The following is a 12,225-nucleotide window of genomic DNA, read 5'->3' as shown; positions in this document are numbered from 1 at the left end:
GTTTTATTCTTGAATCTGTTCAAACCACTAGTACCATAGTGTTGCACTTGAAATCCGAATCCAAGGTCGTCTGAAAATCTGTTTCAACAAAATGAAAACCGTTTTTCAGACGACCTGAATCATTTGCCCTTATCGTTTATTAAACCGTTTTTTTGTAAATAATCCCGCGCCACGTCTGCCGGTTTTTCTCCGCCCACTTTCACGCGGTAGTTCATTTCAGTCATTTCGGCTTCGCTGATTTTGCCTGCCAGTTTGTTTAATGTGTTCACGACGTCGGGATGCTGTTCGGCAAACTCAGTTTTCATCAGCGGCGCGCCTTGGTAGGAGGGGAAAAGGGCGATGTCGTCTGAAAGGACGGCGAGGCGGTATTGTTTGAGGTCGCTGTCGGTGGAATAGGCTTCGACGAGGTCGATTTTGCCGTTTAGCAGGGCGGTGTAGCGCAGGGCGGGTTCGAGCGTCGAGAGGTGGCGAAACTGTATGCCGTGTTGTTGCAAACCTTTGTAGCCGTCGGCGCGGTCGGTAAATTCGAGGGTAAATCCGGCGCGGATTTGGTTTTGCACGCGTTTGAGGTCGGAGATTTTGTGCAGGTCGTGCGCAGCGGCGTAGTCTTGGCTGACGGCGAGGGCGTAGGTGTTTTGGTATGCCATCGGCGGCAAAAAGGTCAGCTGGTGTTGTCGGGCAAGCAGGTCTTTGGCGGTTTGGTAGGTCTGTTCGGGGGAAAGGCGGCGGTTTTGCTGCTCGGCAGGGACTTTGACCAGACTTTCAAGGACAGTGCCGGTAAATTCGGGATAAATATCAATTTCGCCGCTGTTTAAGGCGTTGAACAGAAATGAAGTTTTGCCGAAATTGGGTTTAAGCATCACCTGCGCGTGCGGATTATTTTCTTCAATCAACTGTTTGTACATATTAATGAGGATGTCGGGTTCGCTGCCGAGTTTGCCTGCGATGGTGATTTTTTGTGCGGATGGGTTCGTTTGAAAAATCGGTGCCAAACCGATGGCGATAAGGATGGCAAGCAGGGCGGCGGTAATCGGCAGTTTGTGTTTCGACTTTTGCAGTATGCCGATGCCGCCGCTGACCAGTACGGCGAGCAGGGCGGACAGCAGCGCGCCGGTAAACGTCATTGCCATGTTGTTTCGGTCGATGCCGAGCAAAATCAGGTTGCCCAAGCCACCCGCGCCGATAAGCGCGGCGAGTGTTGCCGTGCCGATAATCAATACGGACGCGGTGCGGATGCCGGAAATCATGGCGGGCAGCGCCATCGGCAATTCAATACGCCACAACGCCTGCCAACGGGACAAGCCGAACGCGGTGTGCGCTTCTTTAATGGCAGGATCGATTTGGCTCAAACCGAGATAGGTGTTCTGAAAAATCGGCAATAGGGCGTAGAGCGTTAGCGCAATCAAAACTGGCGGCGAACCGATGCCGACAAAGGGAATCAGCAAACCGAGCAGCGCGAGGGACGGAATGGTTTGCAGTATATTGGTTACCTGCAAAACGCCTTCCGCCCAACGCCGTTTGTCCGCCAGCCATACGGCGAGCGGCACGGCAAGCGCGACGGCGCAAAGCAGGGTAATCAGGGAGAGGCGGAGGTGTTCAAGCGTCGCCTGCCACAGTTCGGCTGGTGGGACGGGAAGGAAATCGGGCATAAGGTGCAAATCAAACAAAAAAGAACTTCACTACAGCAAAAGGTCGTCTGAAACATTTTCAGACGACCTCGGAGGATTACAAAGCAGCGTCGTATCCGCCGTCTTCCACGGCCTCAATCAATGCGGCAGGATTGGTTTTCGCAGGGTCGAATTCAATGACCGCATTTTTGTTTTCCAAACTGACTTCGGCTTTCGCAACGCCTTTCGTGTTTTCCAAAATACGGGTAACGCTTTTCACGCAGCCGCCGCAGGTCATACCGCCGATATTGAGGGTAAGGGTTTCCATAGGATTTCCTTTCTGTAAACGAATTGAGTCTAAAAGCCAATAAAATGTGATGAATTAATAAAAATCAGGATGAGGCAGAGAAGCAAGCCATAGTTCAAATCCAATCAACTATAACCCCAAATGTAGGGGCAAAGTCAAGCAGGTCGTCTGGAAACCAGTCATCGTTATATCTACATCATTTGAGTGATCTCGGCATGTTTGATTTGTTCCATTGCTCATAAATAGTCAAATTGATATTGTTATTTATTATAAATGCTGTATTATGTTTGGGTAATTATAACAAATAAAATAATAACATCATAAATTCCTAACTATCTCCTTTATCCGTCATTCAGACGACCTCATTCCACAGGTTTTTGATTTCTCAACACCTCAAGCCATTTGTATGTCTTGTTCGTTAAATTTTGCGCATTTCAAATTTGGAGAATCGATGTGAATTTCGACTATATAGCCCATATCCGCAAAGCAGACGGGCAGCCTCAATTTTTACAAACGCATCTAACGGAAACCGCCGAAATCGCCAAATTATTGGCAGCCAAGCTGGATTTAGATCAGGCGGGCGAGTTACTCGGACTCATGCACGATTTCGGTAAATATTCCCGCAAATTCCAGAAATATATCCACGATAAAAACGGTTTGTTTAATCCTGATTTGGATGATGAAGAAAGTACACCGAACAGCAGTAAGGTGGATCATTCCACCGCCGGTGCGCAATGGGTTTACCGCGAATTGAGAAAATCTGATAAATCTAATAAACATGGAGATGAAATTAAAGATAAGGGCATCGGTGAACTGTGTGGACAGATATTAGGTTTGTGTATTGCCTCACACCATGGCGAAGGCTTGATTGACTGTTTGGACGGCGAAGGCAACGTCGTTTGGAAAAAACGGTTTGAAAAAAAGGACGAATTGACGCATTTGGCGGAATGCGAGCAAAATTCCGATGAAGCTATTCTGCAAAAAGCATATGAATTGGTAGGGGAAAATCTGGTTCGCAGCCTGCGGAATGCGGTGGAGCCGATTCTTTCCAATCAAACAATCAATAATAAAATCAAAGAATTTTATCTCGGCTGCCTAATCCGCTTTCTATTCAGTTGCCTGATTGATGCCGACCGTATCAACAGCTCAGATTTTGAGCGGGAAGCGCAAAAAGAAGTCCGCCGCTTGGCGAAAAAACCAGATTGGCAATCAGCAATTGATAAATTGGAAGCCAAATTAGCAGGTTTTGAAAACTATTATCCTATTGACGAAATTCGCCGTCGAATTTCAGACGACTGCCTAAAAAGAGCAGCCGATTCTCAAGGTATTTATACGCTCACAGTACCGACCGGTGGCGGCAAAACATTGGCCAGTCTGCGCTACGCTCTGCATCATGCGCAAAAGCACAATCTCGACCGCATCATCTACATCATTCCCTATACTTCCATCATTGATCAAAACGCGGAAGAAGTTCGTAAAATTTATTGTTTAGATTTGAAAGAAGATGACAATGGTGAATTTCATTCATGTAGAGAATGTTCAGAATGTGAGAAGTGGGTGCTTGAACACCATTCCAATTTAGAACCTGAAAAACAAAGCTGGCAGGACAAACTGCTGTCCGAAAACTGGGGTAAGCCTATTGTGTTTACTACCATGGTGCAGTTTTTGGACGCATGGTTTGGCGGCGGCACACGCGGCGCGCGGCACATCCATCCGATGACCAATGCGGTGCTGATTTTTGACGAAATTCAAACCCTGCCTGTGAAATGCGTACATTTGTTTTGCAACGTATTGAACTGGCTGACGACATTTGGCAAAAGCACGGCGATTTTGTGTACGGCGACGCAGCCTTTGCTCGGCGAATCGGGTTTGCAGAATTTTCCTGAAGATAAGAGGGGGAGCATTACCGCACGCGGTTTGTTAAGGTTGCCTGAAAACGCCGAAATCATGGGCAAGCATCAGGATTTGAATAAATTGTTTGCCAATTTATCGCGCGTGGAAATCCGATTCAATGAAAAAGCAGGCGGCTGGAATGTGGAAGAAGCAGGCGCGTTCTTGCTGGAACAGTTTCAGACGACTCCAAGCTGCCTGTTTATCGTCAATACCAAAAAATGGGCGCAGGAGCTTTATCAATATTCCCAAAGGCAGAATGTGCCGCCCGAGGCCTTATTCCATCTCAGCACTAATCAATGCGCGGCGCACCGCAAAGCGATTTTTGACACCATCAAAGCTCGTCTGAAAAACGGTAAACCCGTTATCTGCATCAGCACCCAGTTGATTGAAGCCGGCGTGGATATTTCTATGGCTTGCGTGATTCGTGCCTTAGGCGGATTGGACAGCATTGCCCAAGCAGCAGGACGCTGCAACCGGCACGGCGAGAGGGAAGACAAAGGGCAGGTGTGGGTGCTGAATTTACAGGAACAGGATTTTACCCGGATATTACCCGATATTCAGGCAGGCAAAACCCATGCCGAACGCGTGTTTCGCGATTTTGCCGGGCAGGATATTTTGCAGCCAGAAGCGATGAAGCGATATTTTGAATATTATTTTTACAACCGTAGTAATGAAATGGTGTATCCCATAAATGAAAAAGCCAAAAATGATGGTTTGCTGCATTGGTTGAGCGATAACTGCTTTAATAGAGGTGCAAAATTTAGTGGCTATCTAAAAAATGATATTTTGAGAAATCGTGATTTGTATCCGTTACTTATGCAGTCTTTTAAAAGTGCGGGACGTATTTTCCAAGTTATTGACGCGCCAACACATGCCGTGATTGTGCCGTATGGCGAAGGTGCGGAACTCATTGCCAAACTTTGCGGTGAATGGGATCCAAAAGAAATGTATGACGCAAAGAAAAAAGCCCAGCGTTACAGCGTGAACGTCTTCCCCAACGTTTGGGATAAATTGCAAAAAGAAAACGCCCTATATGAAACCATTGAAGGTTCGGGCATTTATTATCTGAATGAGCGCTATTACAACGATGAATTCGGCTTGTCTTTAGATGAAACAAGCGAAATGACTTTTTACGACTTATAGGAGCAATATGGACAGCAAAATCAGTTTCCGCGTATGGGGACGGCAAGCCTTATTTACCGACCCCGTTACCAAAATTGGCGGCGAAAAATTCAGCTACCAAGTACCGACATACGAAGCTATTAAAGGCATTGTCAAAAGCATTTATTGGAAGCCCACGTTGATTTGGCATATCGACCGCATTCGCGTGATGAAACCCATCCGCACCCAAAGCAAGTCCACCAAGCCGCTGGATTGGAATGGTGGCAACACTTTGGCGATTTACACCTTTTTGCAGGACGTGGAATACCAAGTGGAAGCCCATTTTGAATGGAATGAGCATTGGGAAGAATTGGCAGGCGACCGCAATTTCGGCAAACATATCGCCATTGCCAGAAGAATGTTGGAACGCGGTGGGCGGCAGGATATTTTTCTTGGCACGCGCGATTGCCAAGGCTATGTTGAGCCTTGTGAATTTGCCAAAGGTGAAGGCTTTTACGATGGATACGGCAATTTGGATTTTGGCCTGATGTTCCATAGTTTCGGCTATCCCGAAGAAACCGGAAAGCCGGAATTGGTCAGCCGTTTTTGGATGGCGAATATGCAAAACGGTGTGATTGAGTTTCCAAGCATCGACGATATAGGAGGTCGTCTGAAAACTCGATTTATCCGCAAAATGCAGCCTGAAAAACCGTTCAAGCGCGGCGAAAACGTTAAGCCTGTGGAAGACGAAGCCAAGGAGCTGGAATTATGAGCTGGATGCAGAAACTTTATCGGACGTATGAATATATCCAAGAGCAAGATTTGGATGATGAAAATTTGGCATTGCCGTTTCATATGTCTAAAGCGGTTCATTTAAAGGTTATCTTAAATGACAAGGCAGAATTGGTTGGAGCAGAACCAATTAAAAAGCAATTACCAATTCAGATAACTGAAGATTCATCAAAACGTTCAGGTTCAACCATTGCGCCTTATGCGTTACATGACGGGTTGCAATATATTGCAAAAACAGCAGAGAAATATTTGACTATTGAGTATCTCAATGAAATAGCAAAGAAAAAAGCTCCCCAGAAAGGGGGGAAGAAGTGGCAAGAATTTCTTACCGGAACTGATGAAGATAAACAAAAATTTGCCAATAAGGAAAAAGAAAAATATAAAAAATGTTTTGAATCTTATGAAAGTCAATTATCTGGCTGGGCTAAATTCGGGAATCTACAGGAGATAGAAATCGTTTTGCAATATATCCAAAAAGGTTCATTGATTGAAGATTTATTGGATAAAGAGATATTTTCTTTTAAAGACAATATATTGTTATCGGGAAAAGATGATCCATTTGATTTAACTATTGTCTGGGCTATTGATATGTCAGGGTTAGGTGATCTACATTCGGACTTATGGGATAAGCCATGCATACAGAATCAATGGATTGAGTATCAAGAAAGTTTGATACAAAAAGGTCGCCATAAATCTTTATGCTGTATTACTGGAGATTTAGATTATCCGACTGAAGCCTATCCAAGAATAAACGGTAATGCCAAACTAGTATCAGCCGATGGAGGTAGTACTGGGTTTACCTTTCGGGGAAGATTTTATGGAGATAAAGATAATGGAGCTAAATCGGAGTTAGGTAGTCAGGCTGTAATTTTAGGGAAAAATGCTTCACACAAAGCATTTAGTACATTGAAATGGCTGATTAATCGACAAGGAATACGAAATGGTAAGCAAGTGATCTTGATCTGGTCAAGTAATTGCATATCGGATGAAGATAAACTTCTATCAAGTCTCTATTGGGACGAAGATGATATTTATGCTTCTTTATTATCGGAAGATAAGGTTGATCATTCAGCAAATCTTGGTTTCGAAACTGCGGAACAATTAAAGAAAAAACTACATGGCTATAAAGAAAAGCTAGCCATCAATGAACAGATTTCCTTATTAATAGTTGATGAGCCATCGAAAATAGGTGGAAGAATGTCTTTGACATTTTATCAGGAAAAATTAAGGAATGATTATTTCCGTGGCTTAGATGAATGGCAGGATGATTTTGCTTGGTATCAAGAATATAAATCATCTTGGCCTTTTATTGCGCCATCCTTGGAACGTATTGCGAAAGTAATATTAACCAAAACAGAATTTGAAGATAAGAATAGGAAATTAAGGAGACAACTTTATGCCCGGCTGCTGCCTGTCATCGCTGGCGGAACATCCGTACAGATTCCCGAAGATTTGGTACAAAAGAGTTTTCAAGTAGCCTGCAATCCTTTTACTAATCATCGCCTAGAAGACGGAGAAAAAATCCGATCTGCAAATTGGCAAAGAAACATCGGCGTTGCCTGTGCCCTATACAAAGGTTGGTGCGCCCGTAAATATCCATCACAACGGAGATATTCTATGAGCTTAGATACTGAAAACCGCTCACGCGATTATTTGTATGGCCGATTAATTGCACAAGCAGAAAGCATGGAGTGGTATGCCTTATATTTACAAAATGGCAAAAAAACACCTACTCGTGCGACTAACGCAGAACGTTATTTCCAACAGTTTGCACAAAGGCCATACAGCACATGGCGAAACCTTTCAAGTGAGAAATTGGTGCCGTATCAAAATTATCTAACTAGTCAAGGAAAAGATTTCTATAAGCAAGCTATTGGTGAAATTATGGAGCTTTTCCAAAGGGATGATTATGTTTGTGATGACAAATTAAGTGGCGAATTTCTCTTGGGCTATCATTGCCAAAAAATGGAAAATGCCCGCGAAATTGCCAAACGTAAAGCAGCCAAAGCTAGCAAAGCTAAACCAACAGAAACCAATTAATCTTTTTATGGAGAATGAAAAATGTCTTTAACTAAAAAAATTGACTTCGCTTTAATTATTGAAGTAACCAACGCCAACCCCAACGGTGACCCCTTGAACGGCAACCGTCCACGTGCCGATTTTCAAAATTATGGTGAAATGACTGATGTGTGTTTGAAACGAAAAATTCGCGACCGTCTGCAAGATAGTGGTGAAAGCATTTTCGTGCAGTCAGATGAAAAGAAAACAGACGGCATGACTAGTCTAAAAAGTCGTGCAGAATCAGAAGAATATGGTTTAGGGAAAAAAGCCTTTCAGGTTAAAAAAGGAATTGAAGGAAACAAGCAAAAAGATCAAACCAAAAATCAGGCTTGTCAGAAATGGTTTGATGTCCGTGCATTCGGACAAGTTTTTGCTTTTGGTAAAGGAGATGAAGGTGGAAGCGGTGTTTCAATCGCTATCCGAGGACCAGTAACCATACAATCTGCATTTAGCGTTGCGCCCATTAGTATTACAAGCAATCAAATTGTGAAGAGCGTCGATAGTGATGAAAAGGAAGGGAAAAATGCACGTATGGGCATGAAACACCGCATCGATCACGGCGTGTACGTTGCCTTTGGCGCGATGTCGCCGCAGCTTGCCGAGCGCACCGGCTTTTCAAACGACGATGCCGAAAAAATCAAAGCCGTACTCACCAAACTCTTTGAAGGCGATGCATCATCCGCCCGCCCCGAAGGCAGCATGCAGGTGTTAAAACTTATCTGGTGGGAACACAATAGCAAAGCAGGGCAATATTCTTCAGCCAAAGTGCATGGTAAGTTAAAAGAAATTATTGAAGAAAAAATAAAAAATAAATCCATTGATGGATTGATTGGGGACATAACTGAAGAAAAACTTACCGTTACGGGAAATGGAGCGTCATTGAAACCCGAAATCCTTGATGGTTTTTAACTTCTAAAAACGTTCAAAAAAATGACCGCACTTTTAACCGAAACCCAAAGGGAAAATCAAGACACGCGCCTGATTACCCTTTCCGCCCTGCAACACTACGCCTTCTGCCCGCGCCAATGCGCCTTGATTCACAACGAGCAGGCGTGGGCGGAGAACTATTTGACCGCGCAGGGACGGGCGCTTCATGAGCGGGTGGATTCGGGCGAGCCGGAAACGCGCAAGGGCGTGCGCTTTGAGCGGACGGTGCATGTGTCGGCGGAGAAACTGGGCATCAGCGGCGTGTTGGATTTGGTGGAAGTGGAAACAAAAACAGGCCGTCTGAAACCCGTAGAATACAAACGCGGCAAGCCTAAACCTGATCCGATGGATGAAATTCAACTCTGCGCCCAAGGCTTGTGCTTGGAAGAAATGACGGGGCAAATCGTCTCTGAGGGTGCGCTGTGGTACATGCAAACCCGCCACCGCGTCCCGGTCGTGTTTTCAGACGACCTGCGTGCCCAAACGCTTGCTACCATCACCGCCGTGCGCGAACTTCTAAACAGCGGCAAAACCCCGCCGCCCAACTACGCCAAACGCTGCAAAGCCTGCTCGCTGGTGGAAATTTGTCAGCCGGAGCTGCTGGGGAAACGGGATAGGAGTGTGGGGTATGTGGCGGGGTTGTTTGGGGAATAATGTTTTAAATCAGAAAATTGAGGGAAATTAAATATGAATGAGAATTTGGTTTGGAAAATTTTTTGGGGTGTTGCGATTTCGTTATGCCTAGCTTCAATTGTACTAACTGTCAAAGCTTATGAGGCTCCTATCTCTGGAAATAACTCAGCTATATTAGAGGCTGCAAAAATGTTTTTGCTCTGTCTTGGTGGTAGTGGAGTTGTTTTGTCTACATATTTTTCTGCTGCAAATATGTTTTTGGAAAGAAGGGCTGCTGTTATTGAAAACACATTTGATCTTTTGTCGCGTTGGGATGATCCTCATTATTTAGAGGCTAGAAAATGGACAAGAAAAGCAAAAGAAAAAAAATCTGACACATCAGATAATAACTTGATAAACGAAATTAAAAGCAATGAAGACTTCAAGCAATCTGTTGTATTGGTACTTAACTATTTAGAGCATGTAAGATTTTCTTTGGAGACTAAAAGAATAGATAAGAATTTATTTATTCGGGCGTTAGGAGAAACCATTATTGATATTGCCAAGAGATTTGAGCCGTACGCTAAAACACTTAGTGCTCAAACTGAGCAAGACTTAAAAGAATTAATTAATGAATTGGAATCAAAAAGATAAGATGCTAATGCTTTGGGTAAGTACAGGGTATGTGCCTTTGGGCACACATGCGTTGGTAGGTTATCTGCTTTTTGTCTTACGCCGTCTGAAAACCTAATTTTTCAGATGGCCTTAAAAGCCCGTAGTCAAGTAAAAGTCGAGCATAAATGCCTGACCTACTAAAATCGTTTTCAAACAGGCATTGCCTATCTAATGCCTGTTTGAAAACAATACGTTATTTTTCAGACGGCCTAAACGGCAAGTCGTTCTAAAACAAAAGTGCGGTTAAGATCCAAGGAATTTCCCCATGCGCAAACTGCAAAACACGCTCTACATCACCACCCAAGGCAGCTACCTGCATAAGGAGCGGGAGACGCTGGTGGTGGAGCAGGAGCGTAAGAAAGTGGCGCAGTTGCCGGTGCATTCCATCGGGCACATTTTCTGTTTTGGGAATGTGTTGGTGTCGCCGTTTTTGTTGGGGTTTTGCGGCGAAAATAATGTGAATTTGGCGTTTTTTACCGAAAACGGACGTTATTTGGGGCGGCTTCAGGGGCGGCAGAGTGGTAATGTGCTGCTGCGTCGGGCGCAGTATCGGGTGTCGGAGCAAAATCCCGTGCCGATTGCGCGCAATATCATTGCGGCGAAGATTCAGGCGAGTAAGCGGGTACTTCAGCGGCAGATTCGCAATTACGGCGAGAATGCGGCGATTCAAAGTGCGGTCGATTCTTTGAATATTTCGCTGCGGCAGTTGAAGGGCGCGGATGAGCTGGATGTGGTGCGCGGCATTGAGGGCGATGCGGCGGCACGTTATTTCGGCGTATTCGGACAGCTTTTGAGCGAGAAAAGCGGCTTTACTTTTGACGGGCGCAACCGCCGCCCACCCAGAGACGGGGTGAATGCGCTGTTGTCGTTTGTGTACAGTATCTTGGGCAAGGACATCAGCGGCGCGCTGCAAGGCGTGGGGTTGGACCCGCAAGTGGGCTTTCTGCACGCCGACCGACCGGGGCGCGACAGTTTGGCGCAGGATATTTTGGAAGAATTCCGCGCGTGGTGGGCGGACAGGTTGGTGCTGTCGCTGATTAACCGCGGGCAAATCAAACCGCAGGATTTCGTTACCGAGGCAAGCGGCGCGGTGAGCTTGAAAGCCGATGCGCGTAAGCTCTTGTTCCAAGCTTTGCAGGCGAAAAAGCAGGAGAAAATCGTTCATCCGTTTTTGGGGGAGGAAGTGGAAATCGGGCTGCTGCCGTATATTCAGGCAATGCTGCTGGCGCGACACTTGCGTGGGGATTTGGCGGAATACCCGCCGTTTTTGATGAGATAGGTTTGCAGGTCGTCTGAAAACGGGTTGGATGTTTTCAGACGACCTCTAAAGCAGCCTGCACATGGGAATACAAAATGCTGATGCTGATTACTTACGATATTTCGCTGGAGGATGCGGAAGGACAGGCAAGGCTGCGGCGCGTGGCGAAACTGTGTCTGGATTACGGCGTTCGTGTGCAGTATTCAGTGTTCGAATGCGACATCGTGCCCGATCAGTGGGTTGTTTTAAAAGACAAACTTTTGAAAACCTACAACCCCGAAACCGACAGCCTGCGCTTTTACCATCTGGGCAGCAAATGGCGGCGCAAAGTAGAACATCACGGCGCGAAACCGGCGGTGGATGTGTTTAAGGATACGTTGATTGTGTGAATCGCCAACCTGCGGTTCTCATGAAAATGCGGCAGGGTTGGCGAATTGGGATTGTTCTTTAACAATCAGGATATTGCGAATGCGGGTGTAACGGAAAAGGCTGTGTTATACTCGCGTTCGCGCTTTTCTTGTGAGCCTAGCGAAATCGGGGCTGCGAAACCTGATGGGGCAAGGCTTTTGAGAGAGGCTCCAGCCGCCTTCAGGCGGCTGTGTGTTGAAACGTACTTCGTACAAGGCGGCATTGACGGTCTTGTAGCCAGCCGCCTTCAGGCGGCTGTGTGTTGAAACACGTTTCAGGGCTATACCTACATCAAACGCCTGGCCCAGCCGCCTTCAGGCGGCTGTGTGTTGAAACCTCCCTTACCATTGCTATATGCCGCCATTTAAAACCCAGCCGCCTTCAGGCGGCTGTGTGTTGAAACCATACATCCGAAAGACCCAACTGCTCCAGTTCTTCCAGCCGCCTTCAGGCGGCTGTGTGTTGAAACATTCTTTTCCGGTAAACCCCGGAAATGGGATGGTCCAGCCGCCTTCAGGCGGCTGTGTGTTGAAACCTGGTACTGCCGGTCGGCCGTAATCTTTACAAAGAGTCCAGCCGCCCCC

At 45.9% G+C, this 12,225-nt stretch carries 10 protein-coding genes and 1 CRISPR repeat array; of the genes, 8 read left to right on the top strand and 2 right to left on the bottom strand.

The genetic code is table 11. From position 1 onward, the window contains the following. Positions 1 to 119: 119 nt before the first annotated feature. Both AC5M9B_RS02670 and AC5M9B_RS02665 read right to left on the bottom strand, forming a co-directional pair. Positions 120 to 1,649, bottom strand: coding sequence for an ABC transporter permease/substrate-binding protein (locus AC5M9B_RS02670; RefSeq protein WP_146736542.1), 1,530 nt, complete (start codon positions 1,647 to 1,649; stop codon positions 120 to 122). A gap of 76 nt (positions 1,650 to 1,725) precedes the next feature. Next, positions 1,726 to 1,935 (bottom strand): heavy-metal-associated domain-containing protein, encoded by a 210-nt coding sequence (locus AC5M9B_RS02665; RefSeq protein WP_070656810.1) that lies wholly within the window; start codon positions 1,933 to 1,935, stop codon positions 1,726 to 1,728. A gap of 432 nt (positions 1,936 to 2,367) precedes the next feature. Between AC5M9B_RS02665 and cas3 the strand changes: the two genes are divergently transcribed. From cas3 to cas2, 8 genes are all read left to right on the top strand, one after another. Next, on the top strand, positions 2,368 to 4,950 hold the full coding sequence (gene cas3, locus AC5M9B_RS02660; RefSeq protein ID WP_487648214.1) for a CRISPR-associated helicase Cas3': 2,583 nt from the start codon (positions 2,368 to 2,370) through the stop codon (positions 4,948 to 4,950). A gap of 7 nt (positions 4,951 to 4,957) precedes the next feature. Continuing rightward, on the top strand, positions 4,958 to 5,680 hold the full coding sequence (gene cas5c, locus AC5M9B_RS02655) for a type I-C CRISPR-associated protein Cas5c (protein WP_019271083.1): 723 nt from the start codon (positions 4,958 to 4,960) through the stop codon (positions 5,678 to 5,680). Then, on the top strand, positions 5,677 to 7,740 hold the full coding sequence (gene cas8c / locus AC5M9B_RS02650) for a type I-C CRISPR-associated protein Cas8c/Csd1 (protein ID WP_487648213.1): 2,064 nt from the start codon (positions 5,677 to 5,679) through the stop codon (positions 7,738 to 7,740). The genes cas5c and cas8c overlap by 4 nt, the downstream gene beginning before the upstream one ends. A gap of 21 nt (positions 7,741 to 7,761) precedes the next feature. Next, entirely contained in the window at positions 7,762 to 8,670 is a 909-nt protein-coding gene (gene cas7c / locus AC5M9B_RS02645) for a type I-C CRISPR-associated protein Cas7/Csd2 (protein WP_019271084.1), read from the top strand. Between the two features lie 21 nt (positions 8,671 to 8,691). Continuing rightward, on the top strand, positions 8,692 to 9,342 hold the full coding sequence (gene cas4 / locus AC5M9B_RS02640) for a CRISPR-associated protein Cas4 (protein ID WP_019271085.1): 651 nt from the start codon (positions 8,692 to 8,694) through the stop codon (positions 9,340 to 9,342). Between the two features lie 33 nt (positions 9,343 to 9,375). Next, the gene (locus AC5M9B_RS02635) at positions 9,376 to 9,954 is read left to right on the top strand and encodes a DUF4760 domain-containing protein (protein WP_487648212.1); all 579 of its coding nucleotides are present in this window, start codon (positions 9,376 to 9,378) and stop codon (positions 9,952 to 9,954) included. Positions 9,955 to 10,240: 286 nt separating this feature from the next. Then, a complete protein-coding gene (gene cas1c, locus AC5M9B_RS02630) occupies positions 10,241 to 11,254 on the top strand; it encodes a type I-C CRISPR-associated endonuclease Cas1c (RefSeq protein WP_487648211.1) in 1,014 nt (337 codons plus the stop codon). Between the two features lie 74 nt (positions 11,255 to 11,328). Continuing rightward, positions 11,329 to 11,622, top strand: a complete 294-nt coding sequence (gene cas2 / locus AC5M9B_RS02625; protein WP_019271087.1) for a CRISPR-associated endonuclease Cas2 — start codon at positions 11,329 to 11,331, stop codon at positions 11,620 to 11,622. Positions 11,623 to 11,811: 189 nt separating this feature from the next. Beyond that, positions 11,812 to 12,176: a CRISPR direct-repeat array (repeat unit 32 nt; unit sequence CCAGCCGCCTTCAGGCGGCTGTGTGTTGAAAC). Positions 12,177 to 12,225 lie beyond the last annotated feature (49 nt).

The sequence above is a fragment of the Neisseria flava genome, assembly GCF_982712965.1.
The sequence above is the reverse complement of the archived record's forward strand: the minus strand, read 5'-3'. Positions and strand labels throughout refer to the sequence as shown.

Bases quoted from the DNA above. Each gene is read 5' to 3' on its own strand.
- AC5M9B_RS02670 (WP_146736542.1), bottom strand. From the start codon at position 1,649: ATGCCCGATTTCCTTCCCGTCCCACCAGCCGAACTGTGGCAGGCGACG.
- AC5M9B_RS02665 (WP_070656810.1), bottom strand. From the start codon at position 1,935: ATGGAAACCCTTACCCTCAATATCGGCGGTATGACCTGCGGCGGCTGC.
- cas5c (WP_019271083.1), top strand. From the start codon at position 4,958: ATGGACAGCAAAATCAGTTTCCGCGTATGGGGACGGCAAGCCTTATTT.
- cas8c (WP_487648213.1), top strand. From the start codon at position 5,677: ATGAGCTGGATGCAGAAACTTTATCGGACGTATGAATATATCCAAGAG.
- cas7c (WP_019271084.1), top strand. From the start codon at position 7,762: ATGTCTTTAACTAAAAAAATTGACTTCGCTTTAATTATTGAAGTAACC.
- cas4 (WP_019271085.1), top strand. From the start codon at position 8,692: ATGACCGCACTTTTAACCGAAACCCAAAGGGAAAATCAAGACACGCGC.
- AC5M9B_RS02635 (WP_487648212.1), top strand. From the start codon at position 9,376: ATGAATGAGAATTTGGTTTGGAAAATTTTTTGGGGTGTTGCGATTTCG.
- cas1c (WP_487648211.1), top strand. From the start codon at position 10,241: ATGCGCAAACTGCAAAACACGCTCTACATCACCACCCAAGGCAGCTAC.
- cas2 (WP_019271087.1), top strand. From the start codon at position 11,329: ATGCTGATGCTGATTACTTACGATATTTCGCTGGAGGATGCGGAAGGA.